We start from the raw sequence: 18,172 nt of genomic DNA, 5'->3' as shown, positions 1-18,172 counted from the left end.
TAATTCCAAAAAATGTGTCAAGACCGAGAATAACTAATGCACTAAAGGGGTCTTTGGGGGAAATATACTACAAGGAATACTGCGATCAGAGGGGCTGGGCGTACATCTCACTTGAGAATCTGTATTTTATGAAAAACGACGAGTGGGTTTTCACATTCAAAAAAGGGTTTAACCGAATTCGAGTCAAAATCCCGCAAAACATTCGAAATGAGGTGGAGGCAATGATGCAGCCCACAAACGGTTCTGCACAAAACCCAAGCTTTGTCTTTGATTTTCTGGCATGCCGAGTAGGCACTCGCAAAAAATACTTTCCAGTGAACTATCCTGAAGAATTGTGCTGGGTTGAGATAAAGACAGGCAGAGGCACGTTCTCTGATAGCCAAGTCTTTGCCATGTCGCAAATAACACTCAAACTTGCAATATTCCAGATTGATGCGGTACTGGAGTCACCATTTGATGTGAACATGATCTATTTGATAAAATCTGGAAAAGAATGGCTTGCCGAATTTGAGATTCTGGAAAGACAGCTTGCACCAAGATTTGAAAACTCTGACTTACTATGACTTTCCCGTACTCTTGACAATGTTGAATAATTGCCGAACTGCCATCTTTGGGTGACTGACTGCCATCTTGATTATGCTGGCAAGACTGAAATCCGCCTTTATAAAATCCAAAAACTCGTCGATGCTGAGCTCCTTTATGATGTCTAGTTCCTTGTCCCATTCTTTGTCGGAGAGGCCAATCCAGCGAGTCTGGACCTTTGATGCCGACTCTATTTTTTTTTGGATTGCCTTTTTCCAGTTTCCCTCGTACGGTTTGAGGGATTTTTCTGACAGATCGCCGCTTAGAATTGCATTGGCTGCTACATCGCCTGCAACTCTCCCAAATCGTATTGCATAACGAATCCCTTCCAGCACTAGCGGGTTTGCCTGTCCAGCAGTATCTCCTACTAGAATCAAGTTGTCATAGACTGTCTTTCTTGACAGTCCGTCATTTGGAATCAACCCGTAATGAAATTCTATCTGTGTGATTTTGCCAAGCTTGGAAATTGGTCCGAGTTTTTTTTGCATTATCTGCTCTAGTCGCTCAGTTGGGTCTAGTGCGGATTCTGGCTTTCCCACACCTACTCCGATTCGCACAATTTTACCACCCATTGGGAAAATCCAAGCATAGCCTGCAGGAGAATAGTCCTGGCCAACCATGAGCCACCAAGTGTCAGGGTCTGCATTTTCCACCTCGACTTCGTATTCTGCGCCGGCACCAAACCTCTTCCACTGTGTCACTAATCCTAGTGACTTTGCAACCACGCTTTGAAATCCGCTTGCATCAATTACGATTTTTGCATGAAACAAAATCTCTTCCTTGTTTGATGTTGCGTGTAATGTTATTCCATGTGGACTTCGCGTTGCGTTTGTTACCGCAGTGCTTGTGTATAGTTCGACATCCTGCTTTCTTGCCTTTTCAGCAAGCCATCTGTATGTCTTTCGAACATCGAGCACAGCAGCCATTGGAGTATCGGATGATATGACGACCTCGTTTCCAGGCGAGCAAAATCCGTAATTTCTGACCGGATTGTAGCAATATTCCGGGATTTCAAATTCTCGTATGCTGTCCATCCAGGTAACCCCGCTTGTGCGAACAGTCTGTGCTATTGTTTCTTCTTTTTCCAGCAATGCCACACGGGCGCCTGTCTTTGCAGCAGAAAATGCGGCAGACGATCCGGCAGGACCTGCGCCCACTATAACAATGTCATAGTTTATCTCTCTGGCCAATGCAAACCGCAATAATCTGCAAATATTATGTTTTTACAAAACCAACCTTTTGAATTCCGGCGTCTTTTGTATTTGCTCAAAATCCACATCAGAGCGTGCCTTGTACTTGCAGGAAAAATCAAGGCTGATTGCCTTTTTTAGAACTTCGAGGCCTTCTGGTGTCTGGCTGTTTCGAACTAGGCTTGATGCCTTGTTGTATAGGGTCAGCGCGCTGTTTGGCTTGTCCTGCAATATCATGTTATAGCATGCGATTGCCTCTGGATATCTCTCCAAATAATGCAGTGCAAGGCCCTTGTTTATGAGGGCAAGTGAGTTTTTTGCCTCCACACTTAATGCCTTGTCATAGCATTGTATGGCATCGGAATATCTGGCAAACTTGCCCAAAATATTGCCCTTTTTGATCAGTGCTGTCACATGGAATGGCTCTAGCTGTAGCACTTGGTCAAATAATACAAGCGCTTTTTTGAAATTGCCAAGATTAAACTCGATGATTGCAGAATCGAAAATATCCAATTATTTTACTAGCTGCTTGCCTTTTTGATCGGCTGCACGCTCTTCATCAAATGTAGCCATGTGATCGGAATCGCGGTGCATGTAGCTGTGTACTTCGCCTTGCTTTTTTCTGCAGAACTTTTTGTGGATTGCCTCTTCTATTTTGAGCGTATCCTCGTTTTCATGGAACATTTTTTTTCCACAGTCTTTGCAGATTATCTCCGGCATGTAGCTGCTCAATCTTCAAATCTATTTATTTATTGTGTGGTAAATCATGCCATGGCAGAACTGCAAGCAGTCCCGTTTGTTATCTGGTGTGCCATTGCGGGAGTTTTCTTTTTGGTCACCGGTATATCATATCGCGCATATCTTGCCAAGAAAAAATCCGATCCTTCATTTTGATTTGGATAGGTATTCCAGTATTGCAGTATAGTCTAGGCTGCCAAATTCCTCTTCGGCGTCTTGATAAACTTGGTTTGCCTTTGTTGCCATGGGGAGATTTACTCCAAATGACTTTGCCGCCTCGTTGATTGTGTCAAGGTCTTTTTTTAGATTTGACAGCGTAAATGTCGGGGAATAGTCATGCTTTAGCATCTTGTAGGCCTTGTTCTCACTCATTCCCGTCTTAAAATAAGTCGAGTTGAGAATTTCCAGAAAAGTTTCAGGCTTTATTTTTGAGGCTCGCGCAAGCGTAATTCCCTCAGATATTGCCAGCGCAAGCATTGCTATCTGCAGATTCATTGCAAGCTTGACAGAATGAGCCGTGCCGTTTTGCCCCAGGTAAAAGACCTTGTTTGCAATGTCATTGAATAGTTTTTCGCATTTCTCAAATGTCGCCTTTTCTCCACCAACCATCATTACTAGGTCCCCTGTAATTGCAACGTTTGGGCCGCCCATGACTGGCGTGTCGCAAAATGGAATTCCTCTATTTGCAAATTCCTGGGCAATCTCTTTTGACGCTATTGGGTTTATTGTGCTCATGTCGCACACAATCAGGCCGTCATGCTTTCCACACGCAATGCATTCGTCCCCAAATGCAACCTTTCTTACGGCATCTGCGTTTTTTACAATGCTAAACACAACATCGGAATTCTCTGATATTTTTTTTGGTGAATCCACAATTTTTGCACCGTTTTCTTCCAATTCTTTTGTCTTGGACCTTGTTCTGTTGTATGCAGTAACCACATGTCCTCGCTTTAGGAGGTTGAGGCCGACTGCATTTCCCAGAAGGCCAGTGCCAACAATTCCTACTCGCACAAGAAAAATTGCAGCACTTGATTATTTGTGCTTTAGCGAAGCTCTTCTTCGGCTACCTTCCATTTGCCGCCCAACATTGGTGCAGTAAATGCCAGGTGTCCGATTACCTTGTCTCCTTTTCTGACTACGCCATAGTCCTGCTTTGACATTTTGAAGATTTTGTCTTTGGTCCTGTAGCCGCCCTCGATTACCTTGATTTTGAATCGCTTGCTTGCCTTGATTACCAGTTTTCTGGCAACCTGAACATCACCAATCCATGAAAACAGCTCAAAGGTGCCAAAGTTCTGAGTCTCTATTTCTTCACCATAGAGTCTTGCCTCGAATTTGAGTTTGTCTTTTTTTGCCTCCTCGTTTAACCAGTCGATTGCTTCTTGACCATGTCCCTTTTCTATGCCAAAGGTCTCTGAGTCCATCTTCATGTTATTGGTTCCACAGGATCAGCACTTATTCTATGATTATAAAAAAGGTTAAATGCAAAGTCAATTCAGATTAATCAATGCAGGGACTGACACTGCTTTTGTTACTTGGTATAGTTGCATCCACGATGTTTGGATTTGCACCTGTTTTTGCTCAAGAGGCACCATCTGAAGGTGAAATGACAGATGAGGAAATGACCGACGAAGAGATTGCTGACGAGGAAGTAACAGACGAAGAGGTTGCCGATGAGGAAGTAATGGATGAGACCATGGATGACACTATGGAAGAAACAGATGAAACAATGGATGACACTATGGAAGAAGAAATGCTAACCACTGCAGCACCTGTTGCATCTCCGCTACAGCAATTAAAGAGCGGAACAGACCCACATGAAATCCAATGTGGAGATGGAATGAAACTGGTCTTCAAGGCAAACAACTTTAGACCTTCATGCATCAAAGAATCAAGCTATGACATACTATCACAACGAGGCTGGGTATCTGCACATGATCCATCCCACGAAGAACTGGCAGGAATGGTAGAATCCATACCAAAAGATGAGGTAATGGAGGAAACCTCAGAAGAAACCGAGGAAGAAATAGAACTAGAAGAAGAGGTCGAAGTAGAAGAAAGCGCATCCTCTGGAAACGGCACAGAACCAACCCCGCAAAACCACACCATTGATCTTAGCGAATCCATGGAAATGGGCGCAAACTAATCCACAATTCTGTACAACAAGTTTTAATGCATCATAGATTAGTCTGACTCTTGGCTTGACTTTGGGTTGTCTACAATAAGCAAAAAATGGATTTGGTTTATTCCGCCCATTAACATAGCAGCCGAAGGACTACACACAGCAATTCCGCTTTTTGTGATTCATTTGGGTGGGGGAATTCGCGAAGTCTCTATCATGGTTGCAATTCATTACGGGGCAGCTGCACTAGGTTCTATTCTCTGGGGCAAAATTCTGGACAGGTATCATGCAAAAAAGGCAGTCTTGCTTGTGTCTTTTTCTGTAATAATCTTGTGCTGCATGTGGCTGTATTTTACAAATGATCTTGGGCCCCTCTATGTAGTGGCCCCACTATCTGGATTCTTTTTGACTGCGCGCAGTCCAGTGACTCAGATGCTGGTAATGGAAACTAGCATGAACAATCAGTGGGGCAGGCTGTTTGCTAGAACGTCTATTCTTTCCACGTTTGGCAGCCTTGGCGCAATGCTGATTGGCGCAGTGTGGAGCCTGTACTTTGATAGCAGGCAATATTTTGCAATATGTGCTATTGCAAGCGCAGTCGCATTTGGTATTAGTACGCAAATCAGCAAGACACACTTTCACATAGAGCTACACACGATTGCGCACTCGGTGCATGGCATCCAGCATGCGTTTGGCCACTTTAGGCTGCATCACCATTTTGTTTTTCCAAAAATCCCAAGCATACATGACTACAAGCACATTCTGTCTATCCTAAAGGGCAAAGTTTCACATGAGATTGGATTTTTGTTTTTGGCAAACTTTTTGTTTTATTTTGGAAGCAACATCTACTTTACGGCGCTGACTCCGTTTCTTAAAACGCTAAAACTCTCCGACTCGACTGTATTTACATTATATCTGATACAGACATGCATGATGGCTGCAATCTTTTTTGTAGCACCCAAAATAATCTCAAGGCTTGGCGAGGAAAAGGCAACGATGCTTGCGTATTTGCCAAGGATCGTGGGTGCTTTGGTTGCGGCATTTTTGTTCACAATGTTTTCTGGCCATGTCTTGTTGTCATTTGCAATGCTTTCGATGTGCCTGATGGTGGTCGGGTTTTCCATATTTACCACTGCAAACTCGGTTTTGCTCTTCAAAGCAATTCCAAAGGGCTTTGAAGGTACGTACTTGGGCGTGAACAGCTCCATGATAGGAATGGGAGTCTTTGGAGGTGCCCTGACTGCGGGATTTGTGGCTACGACCTTTGACTACACCATGACGTTTATTGCATCATCTGTTATCCTGCTTGGCTCTGTCGTGCTCTTTAGGTTCTATTTGCGCCACAGATTGTCGGAAAAATCTATTCACTAGTTCGCGGAAGCTTGCCTTTCTCATCAAAGGTGTTCTGTATTGCGGGATCCGCATTGCCGTATTTTATGGAAAGGTCCTTGTTTAGCTGAATCAGCTTTATTCTGTTTGTGGCAGATGACTTGTGGTATGCATCCCATGCGTCCTTTGTCTTGCCGCCAGAAGAAATTATCTTGTTGTATTCTGATTTTGCCTGACTTACCTTTTCCTGATGGTATGAGAACATTGCTTGGTATATTGGCTGGACATGTCCTGGCTTTTTGGAGACAAATTTTGCAAATGCGTTTTGCGAATTGTACTGCTCATAATCCTTGTTCATTCTGTTTACTTCTTCGGCCAGGCTTGCTTTTACTTTGTTTCGCAGTTCCTGCATTTGCTGCGCCTTGGTATTATCGATTGTTTTTCCTTCCTGCATCTGTGCTAGGATCTTTTTTGATAGTTCAATTTTCTTTAGCATCTCCATCATTGCAGGATTTTTCTTGATTTGATCAGTTGCCTTGATTTCTTCAGCAAAGCTAGGAAGAACTGTACCAATAATGACAAAAAAGCTCAGCAACACAGAACATGCAATCAGGTTTCTTGCCATCAATTCCACATGATGTTTGATTTTGTATTTAGCGCTTTGACAGGACTTGTACGTAATCCTTAAGTTCAGGAAACCGGCAAAACCACATCTAAAAATACGCCGCGATCGTATTTGTGGCATTGATCACAATTGACTGCCGTGAGGCAGAGCATCTCAAGCACGAAATGGCAGTGTTCGTATCTGACTGGCTAGGGGCAATCCCAACCATGAAGCTGCACGAATTCGTGCTTAGTACAATGGACGACAAGAAACTGGACGCAGAACATGTGGTCAAGGCAATAAAGGAGTTTTTTGCCTCAATAGGGGAAACCGCAAACTATGGGGTATTGCCAAAAGACGAGATAATTATGATAACGTCAATCCATGAGGGGCCAATAAAAAAAGAAAAGCCGGCAAACTCGATGTTCTCGTGCAGTCACTGCGGATACGTTACCCCATACGAAGTGTTATTGCAAAACCACATGAAAATGCATTATTTCTAATGAACCAGAAATCTGCGCCTAAGGCGGGGAATGCCAGATTCTAGGACAAAATCATACGGGGAAACAACACCCGATAATGCTTGGCAAAACTTACTGCCGCAGTATGTGTGTGGAATATGGTTCTCAGATCCAAGTTTGCCTGTCTTCCAAGTTTGTCGTATATGACTAGTCTGTATGGGTGTGGCAGCTCGCATTTTCTTGTAAAAAACCACAATGTCCCAAGAACTCCGACAAACAGTCCTGTTATGATCTTATCCAGCATGTTTTGTGGGGAAATTTTTGATATTTAGGATTGTCTTTTCTGGGAATTTCTTATATGGTATTGTGCCTATATTATACCATGGAAGAAAAAACAGACAAGGTCTCTTGCGAGTCATGCCCGCTTGACTCTATACCAAAAATGATTGCAAGACTCTTTAGGAAAAAATAATCTGGAAGAATCCTTTTAACTTGTTTTAAGAAAAGCTGAAAAATGGCAAATTCACTCCGACTAGTCTTTTCAAATTATGGATATATTGGCCTTGCAGGTGCAGTATTTACTGCAATGTTCATGGTGCTGTCTACACTATCAGAGTTTGTCTTCTTTGAGCCGTACTTTATTTTCTACATTCCAGATGATCGAATACTCAGCTTTGCACTGGTAATCGGGGTTTCTACCATGTCATCACTTGTTATACCAATGAATGTCTATTTGATAAAACTGGTGCAAAAGGTAAAGCGCGCAAGTGGCGGAGTTGTCGGTTCTATTATTGGTGCGTCTGCCGGAGCATGCAGTTGCGGGCCTGTGGGATTTTCAATAATATCGACGTTTGGCACAATTGGCGGAACTGCAACTGCATTTTTGACCACCTATGAGGTGCCTTTGAGGATTCTCTCGCTTGGAATATTGGGCCTTGCTTATTATCAAACAACAAGGTCGCTGCGAGACAATTGCAGTATTAAAAATTAGAACCGCCTGAATCATACATGAAGGGAAAGCCACGAGATAGGACCAAAGGAGGCTGGATTCAGGCCATTCTGGTTTGATATGGGACTGGTCTGATATCAGATGCTGTGTGTTGTATGTGGACAAACCTCAAATTAATATCTAGGCGTATTTGGTTTGCAAAAAATTAACTTGGCGTTTGACTTTTTTACGCCAGATTCGATATTAGAGTGGCTTTGATTATTCCAAAACATGACTGTGCTTTTTGTACCCACTAGGCCTTCAAAAAAGACCCTAGAGTCTGATGATGATTATCCCCAAGACTAGATCTTGGCAAATGCGCCGTCTGACGTAACTAGTTCTGCAAACTTTTCTGGGTGGATTATCTTTGAGAGTATCTCTATTCCAGTTATGGTTCTAATGCTTGGCTTGGAAAAGTACGAGTTTGCGTCTACTGCATACAAATTGCCTGACTTTACCGCCCTGAGGTTTTGCCATCTTGGGTTTTTTTGCAGATTAGATGTGCATTCTGATATGGCTCTTTTTGTGTCAAATCCGCACGGCATCATGATTATGATGTCTGGGTCTGCCGATACCACTTCGTCTAATGTCATTTTTCTAGAGTGCTCGCCGGTATTGCTTATCAGATTTGTGCCGCCTGCAATTTGCACCATCTGCGGAACCCAGTGACCCGACGTGAAAAACGGCTCTATCCACTCTATACATAACACCTTGGGCCTTGTGGCGTGGCTTTGTTCTTTGATGTGATTAATTCTTTTTTGGAGCGACTCGACTAGTGCTTTTCCCTGGCTTTCCCGGCCAATCTTTTTTGCAATTGCGCTTACGCTGGATATGATATCGTCGATATTGTGGGGATCAATTACTTCAACCTGCGGCCTTTTTTCTAGAATCTCTAGAGCTCGGTTCACCTCGTTGGTGTATGCAGAACACACGGCGCATGTTCCCTGGCCTATTATGAGGTCGGGCTTGGCATTTTTGATATTGTCTTCATGCACTAGAAAAATTGGAGCACCCGTCTTTGCAAGCTCGGTTATCTTGTCGTCGATTTGGCGACTAGTCATTGTCTCTGGATCAAAAACGGAGCTGATCACGCGCGGCTTTTGCCTTGCCTGCTCTGGGTAAAGACACTCGTGCGTCACACCGACCAGATCGTCTCCAGCACCAAGCTCAAAGACAAGCTCAGTTGCGCTTGGCAGAAAAGAGACAATCCTCATTGATATTATTACATCAAAGCTACAATATGTCGTTTTTGAGTAGCACCGCATCAACGAATCATGCTAAATAATACGCATCCCAAGATTATCTCGTGGAGCCAACTGCAGCAAACATTCGCAAATCCATAGAAAAAAACTGGAACGAGTATCTCTCAAAATATGGGAATCTGTTTTCATCCAGTTCAGTTTCTGGCTCCAGTCCGCCTTCCGTCTTTGTTGGATCTTTTGGTTACCCAAAGGTAGGTGTCGGCCCGATGGTTCCGCCAATCCACGGCGACACCAGCCTGCTTGATTTACCAGAGCGATGGCTTGGGAAAACCTTGGAGGAAATTGTAAACTTTAGACTGAATTTGGTTCGCGGAACTCAAAATGTTTCTGTGAGCAATCCACAAGGCCGATACATTGAGAATCTGCAGGAGCTAGCAATGTCATCGAACACGCCTGACTCTGAAATCACATTTTACAAAAACACCACGCCAACTACGTTTATTGACGGCGAGTCTGCCCCGTTTGGCCCAATTGGTGAGATAAAGTCGGCAAAATTCTCCGGCATGTCTGCATCAAAGCCAGTTGAGAAAGCATACTATGACAGGGACCTCAAGGCAGAAGACGCAGTTCTATCTTTGTATAATTCCGGAATAGAGATTTCAAAAATCCAAAAATGCTTTTCCATCGGAATGTTTGGCAAAGACCGCAAGCTAGTGCCGACACGATGGAGCATCACTGCAACCGATGATATCATATCAAAAAGTCTGGTCGATGAAATCCTGGACTATTCCCAAATTGACTCGTATCTTGTATTTACACACGAGCATCTGGGGAACCTGTTTTCCGTATTGTTGTTTCCGCACCGATGGATTTACGAAATGGAAGAAGCCTGGCACACAGACAGGGGAGAAATCGGATTTGGCGCAGATGCAGAAGACGCAAACGGACTGGGTCATTATCCAAGTATTGCAGGTGCATATTTTGCGGCAAAGCTTGGCATAGCGGAATATCTCTCAAAGAAAAAAAGGCAAGCCGGTGTCTTGGTTTTGCGAGAGATACAACCGGAATATGCAGTACCTGTTGGAGTGTGGCAGGTCAGAGAGGCAATCAGGGCCGCAATGAGTAAAATACCAACTTTGGTAGATACTCTAGATCAGGGGCTTGATCTTGCTTGCAAAAATATGAGTATAAGCAAAAACGAGTGGCTTGCCAAGGGAACTACACTAAAGATGCTCAAGCAAAAAACAATCACAGATTTTTTCTGATTCTATGGTTCGTATACTACGGATAATTCATACTTAATGGTTAAATCCATTTACGCGTAATTCCACTCATGAAACATGTCTACAACGATCAAGCAATCACTTTATTTTGTTTAGTAGACCAAGTTAAACTCCAAGGGGCAAACAAATAACATGGCACAAGCAAGCGCCCCACTACCGCCAGCGCCAGTTCTGATGACCTGCTTTGGTCACTGTGGAATTGGTCTTGGAGCAGAATCCTACCGTAGGTTGCTGCTTGATGTAGGAGCTGACCCATTAAAGCCGGTTCTCAAGGACACAAAGGACGAGTCCAGAATCCTAAAAAGGTACGGAAGCACCATACTCCGATTCCCAGGTGCATATACGGGTGGCGAAACCCCGCTTATTCCTAGGGCATTGCTAGTAGACCTGGACCCAAGGGCTGCAAATCTCATCTTACAATCATATCCGGATCTTTTTGCACTGCGCGACAAGCACGTAATCCATGGTGCCGGAGGCGCTGCAAGAAACTGGGCAGAGGGACGATCTAGATTCAAAAACGAAGTCACACAAAAATGGGACTTTGGAAAACAATTATCCGCATTATCGCCAGAACAAGTTCGAGGCTACACCGTTCCATTTGCAATGGGCGGGGGAACAGGCAGCTCTTTTGCATGCTCGTTTATCGAATTTATTAGAAGCAACACCAAGGAACACGCAACAATTGCGACACTGGGACTGTTGCCGGAATTCGGCTGGGACCCAGTCATACTGGAGGCAGCTGCAATTAACATTGTGATGAATCTGGAATACCAGATAAAATATTCCGACTGTTCCATATTGTTCTCAAACAAGCGACTGCGAGAGGTGGCACACAAGTACGAAAAACGAGTGGACAAGATTCCATCTATAATAGATGATCTGCCAAAGGAGCATGAAGTCGGATGGAAGGACTACAAGGGCATGAACCTAATTGCCGCAAACGCAATCTCCATGTTCATTTCCTCATTTGCAAGAGAAACAGAATGGGACATGTCCAATTACAGAACCTGGCTTGCAACAAAGAGACCCAAGTTTGCAATCCCGTGGGTCATACCTGTATTGCCAGACGAAGACCAGTGGAATCTCAACACCATTACTGGCAACAAGCACAACACCATGGACAGTATCATTGAGAATCTAAACAAAAAACAAGATGCAATATTGTTTGATGTTGACGAGACTGACATTCGCAACTATGGCGGACCAAAAGACTCTTGCTGTGCACTGGTTAAAGTAAAAGGAGAATTTGACATCAAAGAGCGCGAACTGCTCAAGAGAATAATCAAGGAGAGGTTTAACATTGAGGATTCCAGGATGATATTTGTCAAGATTCCAATCCTGGACAAAGAACAGGCAAACATCACAATTCTTGTCAACACAAAGGCAGTAGGACCAAAGGTGCTAGAGATTGCACGAGAGGCAGAAGAAGCCTGGGATGCATACAAGGACGAATATGGCAGATGGGGCCTGACCACTGAAGATTTCAAACAGTCTCTAATGGACGTAGTTCACCAGTTTAGCCAGTGAGGGTATCATGTCTGATTTTACCTATCTTGAGGAACTTGCCGGCCAGATCAAGGCAAATAGAAAATATCTTGCGCAAATAGAAGACGAACTCAAAATAGTAAACATGAAGCTGCACGAAATCCCGCTCAAAAAGCCAACAGAGTCTGCATTTGCAAAAATGATTGGAACAGAATATGACGACCAGCAGGCAAACCTGGAAAAAACCAAGGCAAATCTGGAGGCAAAAAAAGAGGAACTGTCCACATCCATCAAAGCCGACACTGCAAAATTCATCAACGACATGACGTCTCCAGAGCTGGTAATCCCACTTGATCCAAAACCTGTGTTCAAGGACGGGCGAGTCATGTATCAGTACAAGAACCAAACCAAGTTCCACAACCTCTTTGATTTTCTATCAGAGCTGTTGGGCCTTTCTGCACCGCTAGTTGTCAAGGATGTATTGTTGTCATCAACTGAGGTCATAGTCAAGGTCTCAAACGAATACGAGGCAAAACAGAAATTCATCAGCTCGATGAATGAGATCCAAAAGACGCTCACTATAAAGAAGAAATAATTAGTTTTTATTCAAACCAAGATTTCCTCTAATCGTTGCAAAACAAATCTCTGACATTTGCCATTATCATAATAATCAGCCCCGTTCTGTTTGCACTGGCGTATCAGCCTGACTCGTTTTCACTAAGCTGGAACCAAGGAAGGGGAGGCTGGCTTTTTGCAATGGCATTCATTGTGGCAGAGCTAATTGGAATCAAGACCATAGTTTCCCAAAAACGAGTCATAGCAACAATTCCATTTGCAACTGCAGTCTTTGCGTATTTGATAGCCCTTGACCATGGCCTCAGGCAATACATACAGGATGGCGCCCAATACTATAACGTAAATCTGATTCATTCCTGGACATGGCTTTGGGACTTTGTGATAATGGGTGCATTTGTAATTGCCGCCGTTACCATATTGTTTGGCAAAAGATGGATTAGAATTGCGCCGGCAGGACCGATTTTTCTGTGTGGCAGCGCAATTATTCTCTCACTCGACGCGTTTTTCCCGTACGACACACTAGGACCATTACAATATATAGTGCCGTATTTGGTAAAAGCAAACGTGGAGATAATCAAGTTCTTTGATCTGGGAACTGCGATTGCGCGAAATAACCTGATGTTTCTCAAAGGCGAGCATGGCTCCATGGCACTGCAGGTGTTTTGGCCGTCTGCTGGTGTGCACTCGGTCATCATCTATTCCTTGGTAATGATGGCGTTTTTGCTAAAGATGAACATTGCCCCAAAGCGCAAGGCAATGTACTTTGCAATAGGAATTGCGGGAACAATCTTTGTCAACATGATTAGGATATTCTCGTTGTCGCTGTTTGTCCTCAAGGTCTCTACAAATCCAGTCGAGTTTGAGGAATTTCACGGAATCGCAGGCGAGATAATGTTTCTGCCGTGGCTCTTTGCGTATCTGTTTGCGGTAACTGCAATAGAGACCAAGCGCATCAAAAAAATGGCAGCCTAGAAGAAATTCTCAATTGATCTTTGGCCAGTAATGTCGGACAATTCTGATATTCTAACGCCCAGCCTTCGCACGTTTTGGTCCTGATCAGCTAGGGCTTCTTGGAGCAAAATAACAGCAGTCTTTTTGAGCTCATCCAGGCTTGATGTTGGGTTTTTGAGCATTCTTGATTTTGTCTTGTTGGACAAATCAGACTGGACAAACTGGATTCCAACGGACTTGAACATTTTTCTGTGCTTTAGTATTGTTTCGTGCAGGTCTGCGCAAATCTCATCCAGTGCATCCGATAGAAAGGCCAAGTCCTTTGAATCCTGCTTTAGCGTTATGATCCTGGAATACTGCACAGCAGGCGCTCGCTCTGCCACTGGGTCATCGTCGATTCCTCGGGCGGCATTGTACATGTATGATGCAATTTTTTTGCCAAACATCTTGTTTAGGGTAAATACGTCAAGCCTTGCCAGATCCGAGATTGTCTTGATGTTTAGTTCTGCAAATTTTTCTCCAGTCACCTTGCCTATTCCTGGAATGTCACCTACATTTAGCTGGGCCAAAAACGACTCTGTCTTTTCCGGCTCTACTACAGTTAGTCCGTCTGGCTTTCTAAATCCTGATGCAATCTTTGATACAAGCTTGTTGGTAGAAATCCCAACCGTGCAAGTCATTTTCAGTTCGGCGCGAATCTGGTTTTTTAGCTGCTGGGCCAAGTGCGTGGCAATGGCAAAGCTGCCTTCTGATCTTTTTGTGACATCCAAGTATGCCTCATCGCGACCTACATACTCGAATACATCTGCATATGACTTCATTATCTCCATTGCCTTTTGCGAAATCTCTGAATAATATGGAAAATCCGCAGGCAAAAATGCAGATTCTGGAATTTCTCTTAGCCTTGCCTTTGCAAACTTGATTGGCATGCCGGACTTTACTCCATATTTTCTTGCAATATAGTTGGCAGTGGCAATTGCACCGCTGTCCCCACCCCTGTCTGAGAAAATGCAAACGCAGACTGGCTTGGTCTTGAGTGTTTGGTTTCTAATCTCCTCGCACTGGGCAAAAAAATAATCAAAGTCAATGTGAAATATCACCCGCATGAATATCATTGCGCAAAAAATCCTTATTACAATATCGGCAAGCTGAGTCTAAATAACAGATTTTGCAGATATTCTCATGGGATATCCACTGGTTCCTGACGAAAAAGGAATCAAAATCATCGCCCAGGAAATGGAATCCGAGAAAATGTACTATTGCTATCACAACAACAAAGTCATGCTGGTATACAAAGACGAGCAAGAATTTCTCAACTGTTACGAAATAGAGGAAGAAGACATCGTCTCAATAGTAAAACAGTGCAAAAACCCAGACGAAATAGAAAAAACAATCCAAGATTATTTGGCCAAAAACAACTTAAGCATTAAATAAAAGCAAAAGGGCAACATAGCAAATCATGAGCGAGTCTGACAAGCCAACCGAAGCACAAGAAATTTTGGAAGAGTCACAAAAGATTCGAACAGACGAGGACGAAAACGCAAAAAAGACGCGCGACGTGATTTTTGTCGGCATAAAGCCTATCATGACCTATGTCACAGCAACGCTTACTCAGCTTTCCACTCAACCAGTCGTAACAATCAAGGCTCGCGGACAGAGAATCACGCAGGCAGTGGATGTATCCCAGATGATAGTAAAGCGCATGAACACTGTGGGATATTACATCAAGGATGTTCGAATTGCGTCTGATTCACTACAATCCCAAGACGGCAAGACCCGAAACGTATCCACAATAGAAATTGATGTTTCAAAAGAGTAATTATTACAAATTATCCGTAGTCGGCGGAATCATAATTATTGCATCCCTTATCATGTTTCAGAATTTCAACTCGTGCCCCGCAAGGCAATTCTCAATAATAGACGAGATAATCCAGTACGAGTCTGCCATGGACTATTCAATGTGCGTGTCGTTGGCAGAAAAAATCCAGACCCTAAACGCGGAATGTCCGTCTAACCTGGAAACCTTGCAGTGCGGCTAGAGCACATCCAGCAGAAAAGTTACCCCAAAGTAAACCAGGACAGCATTGATTCCAACCATGAATATTTTGTAGGATTTCCCGGAAAGAAACTTTGTGCTTTTTGCAGATGATGCCGAGACAAAGGTCAACCATGCATAATCCATCCAGATGTGCAATGCAAACATCACTAGGATTCCCCAAAACGACCATAACACCATGGCATCCAAAATCAGCTTGACTCCAATTGTAAACCACCAAACCAAAAAGAACGGGTTGAGGCCCGTAAGCAAAATACCGGTGAACAACGGTCCGTACTTGGAGTCTTTTGTGACTGCTCCACTCAGTGCTGATCTTAGCTGCAATGCGGCAAATCCAAAGATGCTTGCCGCACCGAGTATTGTTATTATGATTCGAAATTGCGGAAAACCCTCGATCGTCAAGACCCCCAGGCCAATCAGCACCACAAGTGGCAGCTCTACCATGGTATGGCCTATGGCAATCTTAAATCCAGCAAGCCTTTGCCTCAGGCCGCTTGATATTGTGGAGGCAAAAAGCGGTCCTGGCGCCATCACTCCAGAGGCAGAAACCACGATTACTGTGGCAAAAAACGCAAAAAATTCTTGCATCTAGCCGTACATAGAGTCGCGTAGCGCCCTTGTTTCCTTTTCTGTTTCCTTGATCTGTTTTTCTGCTACTTCGGCCTGCTTTCTCATTATGGATAGATCACATGAGACTCCCGGCAGAATCTTGGACATTGCCATGCACAAGTCAGCACTAGAGCCAAAGTCGGGGCCTGCCTCGTCCACGTTTACCAAAACAACGATGACGTTTTGGCCGTGCAGCATTCCCTGGTTTAGCAGCTCTCCTGGAATTCCAGGGATGGTACCGTTTTGGAGTACTATCATTCCGGCCTGCTTTATTTTCTCTCGCGCCTCTTGGGTGCTTCCGGCAGCGATTGTTTGCTTTTTGTCATTGTCTGCCAGGTTCATAGGAGATGAGCTGACTACCAAAGAGCACTTGTGCTTTTTTGCCCACAGCAGCATCATTTTTGCTATAGCTCTGTGGTATGGCTCGTTAATTGTCAGATATGATGAAAACACTCCCACCTTTAGTGATGGGTTGACATAGATTCTGGTTGCATAGCTGGGAACCCCATCCTTTAGTATTGATACTGTTGGAAAATCATACGAGTCGACAAATCCGACCAGTTCATAATTATTTCCATGCATCAGCGACTCGCTTGCTATTGCGCTGGTAAATCCAACTGATGGAAAGCCGTCGATGAGATATCCGCCCTCTATGCTAATTGGCTTGGTCTCCTTGACCCATAACTTTGGAGCCATGGTGTATTTTTGCGAAAAATCACTGATATACTTTGTCAATATTTTGGCCTAAAGTGAAGTACTAACACGGTATAGTCTTCTGATCCTGGCATGTTTTTCAGGTATCTGGTCAGAAAAAGGGATTTTGTGGCTGATTCTGATTATGTCTGCTTTGTAAAGACGTCACTTGGAATTTGGCAAATTACCGACTTTGTCTTTTTTGCAAACTAATTCGACTGAATTTTGTGCAATGTGGACAAAAATAGTGGGATGGTATTACTGTATTAGGGATCACGGCGTTTCCAAAACTGGTATTATCGGCAAAACCTTATCAAGCTAGGACTAGTTTGAAAACTTGGCAAGGAAATGGCACTAGTACAAGACAAAATCACAATAATGGCGTCTCAGGATATTACTCCAGAGCAGGCAGAGCGATTTGAGGTAGAGTGCGGTTTTTGCTCCAAGCTTATTGCAGTTAGAAGTCTTGAGGCGCACATTATGGCGTTTCACTCTAGAGAATACTAGGAAAACTTTTTGTGATCTGAATATCTGATTTTGCGGGATTTTTCGTATTTTCCAAGGTCAAATGATTCCAGCCTGATTCCCTGGCCTACAGTTACTTTTGTCTTTGGTATCATCACGCCGTCGTTTTCCTCTAGGTCAACAATGATGCTTTTTCCGCCAAACTTGGGCGTCTGCGTGTTTGCAGCAAGTATTGGGATTCTGTTTTCTAGTGATCGTGTCTGGCAGTACAGGTGCCATGGGTAGATTCCGCGCCGAACAATTCTTGCAGGCGAGAACAATACCTCTGCCCCCTTTTTGACCAGAGTCTCTGCGACATCGGAAAACACCATGTCATAGCAAATTATTACTCCAAACTTGCATTTTGTTGAAAATATTTTGGCCTCGACTCCTGGTTTTATGTCGTCTTTTTCATAGTCAAACGGATGAATCTTGTCCTGGACTCCGATAAACTGCCCAGTGCCGTCAATTACTGGCGCAGAGATGGTCTGCCTTGAGCCAGATTTTGTGTAAAATGCGCCTGCAATAACACTCATGGAGTATTGTTTTGCTATTTTGGCAAAGGGCGCAAACGTAGCCTCAAAGTCGTCTATTTTGTTGTCTGTCAGGTATTGCTCAGGCAGGCACACGACGTCTGCCTCGTTTTTGCCTAGGCGCTCTAGGAGGTGCGATGCCTGCTTGATTCCCTCTTCGTTTGTGCGTGTTGCGACGGTTTGCGCTATGCCCAGCTTTACCATTTGATCATTGCACAATAACGACCAAATTTAAGCCCAGATGAATGCGACAAGATTTTTCATAG

General features: G+C 43.8%; 26 protein-coding genes. 14 read left to right on the top strand and 12 right to left on the bottom strand.

The genetic code is table 11. From position 1 onward, the window contains the following. Positions 1–14 precede the first annotated feature (14 nt). The gene (locus NAQ_RS03825; RefSeq protein WP_162858635.1) at positions 15–563 is read left to right on the top strand and encodes a hypothetical protein; all 549 of its coding nucleotides are present in this window, start codon (positions 15–17) and stop codon (positions 561–563) included. On the opposite strand, the gene NAQ_RS03820 is transcribed toward NAQ_RS03825, so the two are convergent. The 3 genes from NAQ_RS03820 to NAQ_RS03810 are packed head-to-tail and all read right to left on the bottom strand — an operon-like array spanning position 558 to position 2,492. After that, entirely contained in the window at positions 558–1,772 is a 1,215-nt protein-coding gene (locus NAQ_RS03820; protein WP_100183437.1) for a geranylgeranyl reductase family protein, read from the bottom strand. The genes NAQ_RS03825 and NAQ_RS03820 overlap by 6 nt on opposite strands. 33 nt (positions 1,773–1,805) lie before the next feature. Next, positions 1,806–2,285 carry a tetratricopeptide repeat protein gene (locus NAQ_RS03815; RefSeq protein WP_100182320.1) on the bottom strand — a complete coding sequence of 160 codons (480 nt, stop codon included), beginning with the start codon at positions 2,283–2,285 and terminating at the stop codon, positions 1,806–1,808. Further along, positions 2,286–2,492, bottom strand: a complete 207-nt coding sequence (locus NAQ_RS03810; protein ID WP_100182319.1) for a hypothetical protein — start codon at positions 2,490–2,492, stop codon at positions 2,286–2,288. A gap of 51 nt (positions 2,493–2,543) precedes the next feature. On the opposite strand from NAQ_RS03810, the gene NAQ_RS10415 reads away from it, so the two are divergent. After that, positions 2,544–2,666, top strand: coding sequence for a hypothetical protein (locus NAQ_RS10415; protein WP_256387166.1), 123 nt, complete (start codon positions 2,544–2,546; stop codon positions 2,664–2,666). Here the strand turns inward: NAQ_RS10415 and NAQ_RS03805 are convergent. Both NAQ_RS03805 and NAQ_RS03800 read right to left on the bottom strand, forming a co-directional pair. Further along, positions 2,658–3,521, bottom strand: a complete 864-nt coding sequence (locus tag NAQ_RS03805; protein ID WP_420887495.1) for an NAD(P)-dependent oxidoreductase — start codon at positions 3,519–3,521, stop codon at positions 2,658–2,660. The genes NAQ_RS10415 and NAQ_RS03805 overlap by 9 nt on opposite strands. 32 nt (positions 3,522–3,553) lie before the next feature. Further along, the gene (locus tag NAQ_RS03800) at positions 3,554–3,940 is read right to left on the bottom strand and encodes a hypothetical protein (RefSeq protein WP_245871717.1); all 387 of its coding nucleotides are present in this window, start codon (positions 3,938–3,940) and stop codon (positions 3,554–3,556) included. Positions 3,941–4,017: 77 nt separating this feature from the next. On the opposite strand from NAQ_RS03800, the gene NAQ_RS03795 reads away from it, so the two are divergent. Next, positions 4,018–4,656 (top strand): hypothetical protein, encoded by a 639-nt coding sequence (locus NAQ_RS03795; protein ID WP_100182317.1) that lies wholly within the window; start codon positions 4,018–4,020, stop codon positions 4,654–4,656. Between the two features lie 66 nt (positions 4,657–4,722). Further along, positions 4,723–6,003 carry an MFS transporter gene (locus NAQ_RS03790; RefSeq protein ID WP_245871715.1) on the top strand — a complete coding sequence of 427 codons (1,281 nt, stop codon included), beginning with the start codon at positions 4,723–4,725 and terminating at the stop codon, positions 6,001–6,003. On the opposite strand, the gene NAQ_RS03785 is transcribed toward NAQ_RS03790, so the two are convergent. Continuing rightward, entirely contained in the window at positions 5,993–6,589 is a 597-nt protein-coding gene (locus tag NAQ_RS03785; RefSeq protein ID WP_162858634.1) for a hypothetical protein, read from the bottom strand. The two genes, NAQ_RS03790 and NAQ_RS03785, sit on opposite strands and share 11 nt — an antisense overlap. A 116-nt stretch (positions 6,590–6,705) precedes the next feature. On the opposite strand from NAQ_RS03785, the gene NAQ_RS03780 reads away from it, so the two are divergent. Beyond that, the gene (locus NAQ_RS03780) at positions 6,706–7,068 is read left to right on the top strand and encodes a hypothetical protein (protein WP_100183434.1); all 363 of its coding nucleotides are present in this window, start codon (positions 6,706–6,708) and stop codon (positions 7,066–7,068) included. Positions 7,069–7,108: 40 nt separating this feature from the next. On the opposite strand, the gene NAQ_RS03775 is transcribed toward NAQ_RS03780, so the two are convergent. Then, a complete protein-coding gene (locus tag NAQ_RS03775) occupies positions 7,109–7,330 on the bottom strand; it encodes a hypothetical protein (RefSeq protein WP_100182315.1) in 222 nt (73 codons plus the stop codon). Between the two features lie 210 nt (positions 7,331–7,540). Here NAQ_RS03775 and NAQ_RS03770 point away from each other — a divergent pair, with 210 nt between their 5' ends. Further along, on the top strand, positions 7,541–8,017 hold the full coding sequence (locus tag NAQ_RS03770) for a hypothetical protein (RefSeq protein WP_100182314.1): 477 nt from the start codon (positions 7,541–7,543) through the stop codon (positions 8,015–8,017). Between the two features lie 299 nt (positions 8,018–8,316). Here the strand turns inward: NAQ_RS03770 and NAQ_RS03765 are convergent, their stop codons facing one another. Further along, positions 8,317–9,228, bottom strand: a complete 912-nt coding sequence (locus tag NAQ_RS03765; RefSeq protein WP_245871713.1) for a cobalamin-binding protein — start codon at positions 9,226–9,228, stop codon at positions 8,317–8,319. 92 nt (positions 9,229–9,320) lie between these two features. On the opposite strand from NAQ_RS03765, the gene NAQ_RS03760 reads away from it, so the two are divergent. The 4 genes from NAQ_RS03760 (at position 9,321) to artG (ending at position 13,532) form a co-directional block, all read left to right on the top strand. Continuing rightward, the gene (locus NAQ_RS03760) at positions 9,321–10,481 is read left to right on the top strand and encodes an Nre family DNA repair protein (RefSeq protein ID WP_100182313.1); all 1,161 of its coding nucleotides are present in this window, start codon (positions 9,321–9,323) and stop codon (positions 10,479–10,481) included. Between the two features lie 150 nt (positions 10,482–10,631). Beyond that, complete coding sequence (locus NAQ_RS03755; RefSeq protein ID WP_100182312.1) at positions 10,632–12,026, top strand: FtsZ/tubulin family protein; 1,395 nt, start codon at positions 10,632–10,634, stop codon at positions 12,024–12,026. A 7-nt stretch (positions 12,027–12,033) separates the two neighbouring features. After that, the gene (locus NAQ_RS03750; protein WP_100182311.1) at positions 12,034–12,579 is read left to right on the top strand and encodes a hypothetical protein; all 546 of its coding nucleotides are present in this window, start codon (positions 12,034–12,036) and stop codon (positions 12,577–12,579) included. A gap of 35 nt (positions 12,580–12,614) precedes the next feature. Beyond that, on the top strand, positions 12,615–13,532 hold the full coding sequence (gene artG, locus NAQ_RS03745) for a thaumarchaeosortase (protein WP_100182310.1): 918 nt from the start codon (positions 12,615–12,617) through the stop codon (positions 13,530–13,532). On the opposite strand, the gene dinB is transcribed toward artG, so the two are convergent. Then, complete coding sequence (dinB, locus tag NAQ_RS03740; protein WP_420887494.1) at positions 13,529–14,617, bottom strand: DNA polymerase IV; 1,089 nt, start codon at positions 14,615–14,617, stop codon at positions 13,529–13,531. The genes artG and dinB overlap by 4 nt on opposite strands. A gap of 76 nt (positions 14,618–14,693) precedes the next feature. Here dinB and NAQ_RS03735 point away from each other — a divergent pair, with 76 nt between their 5' ends. Genes NAQ_RS03735 through NAQ_RS03725 form a run of 3 tightly spaced genes read left to right on the top strand, consistent with a single transcriptional unit; the run spans position 14,694 to position 15,550 of the window. Continuing rightward, on the top strand, positions 14,694–14,945 hold the full coding sequence (locus NAQ_RS03735; protein WP_100182309.1) for a hypothetical protein: 252 nt from the start codon (positions 14,694–14,696) through the stop codon (positions 14,943–14,945). Positions 14,946–14,970: 25 nt separating this feature from the next. Next, positions 14,971–15,330 carry an AlbA family DNA/RNA-binding protein gene (locus NAQ_RS03730; protein WP_100182308.1) on the top strand — a complete coding sequence of 120 codons (360 nt, stop codon included), beginning with the start codon at positions 14,971–14,973 and terminating at the stop codon, positions 15,328–15,330. Beyond that, positions 15,314–15,550, top strand: coding sequence for a hypothetical protein (locus tag NAQ_RS03725; protein ID WP_162858633.1), 237 nt, complete (start codon positions 15,314–15,316; stop codon positions 15,548–15,550). Before NAQ_RS03730 ends, NAQ_RS03725 begins: the two co-directional genes overlap by 17 nt. Here the strand turns inward: NAQ_RS03725 and NAQ_RS03720 are convergent. Together NAQ_RS03720 and NAQ_RS03715 are read right to left on the bottom strand one after the other, a co-directional pair. Further along, on the bottom strand, positions 15,547–16,155 hold the full coding sequence (locus tag NAQ_RS03720; RefSeq protein ID WP_100182306.1) for a LysE family transporter: 609 nt from the start codon (positions 16,153–16,155) through the stop codon (positions 15,547–15,549). The two genes, NAQ_RS03725 and NAQ_RS03720, sit on opposite strands and share 4 nt — an antisense overlap. Continuing rightward, positions 16,156–16,872: a proteasome assembly chaperone family protein gene (locus NAQ_RS03715; RefSeq protein ID WP_100183431.1), complete on the bottom strand. Its 717-nt coding sequence runs from the start codon at positions 16,870–16,872 to the stop codon at positions 16,156–16,158. It abuts the gene before it with no gap. A 345-nt stretch (positions 16,873–17,217) separates the two neighbouring features. Between NAQ_RS03715 and NAQ_RS10065 the strand changes: the two genes are divergently transcribed. Next, the gene (locus tag NAQ_RS10065; protein ID WP_162858632.1) at positions 17,218–17,376 is read left to right on the top strand and encodes a hypothetical protein; all 159 of its coding nucleotides are present in this window, start codon (positions 17,218–17,220) and stop codon (positions 17,374–17,376) included. Here the strand turns inward: NAQ_RS10065 and NAQ_RS03710 are convergent. Then, positions 17,373–18,110 carry a carbon-nitrogen hydrolase family protein gene (locus tag NAQ_RS03710; protein WP_100182305.1) on the bottom strand — a complete coding sequence of 246 codons (738 nt, stop codon included), beginning with the start codon at positions 18,108–18,110 and terminating at the stop codon, positions 17,373–17,375. The two genes, NAQ_RS10065 and NAQ_RS03710, sit on opposite strands and share 4 nt — an antisense overlap. Between the last annotated feature and the right edge of the window lie 62 nt (positions 18,111–18,172).

Source organism: Candidatus Nitrosotenuis aquarius, from assembly GCF_002787055.1.
Classification (GTDB): domain Archaea; phylum Thermoproteota; class Nitrososphaeria; order Nitrososphaerales; family Nitrosopumilaceae; genus Nitrosotenuis; species Nitrosotenuis aquarius.
Note: the sequence above shows the minus strand (reverse complement) of the source record. Positions and strands in the feature narration are given on the sequence as shown.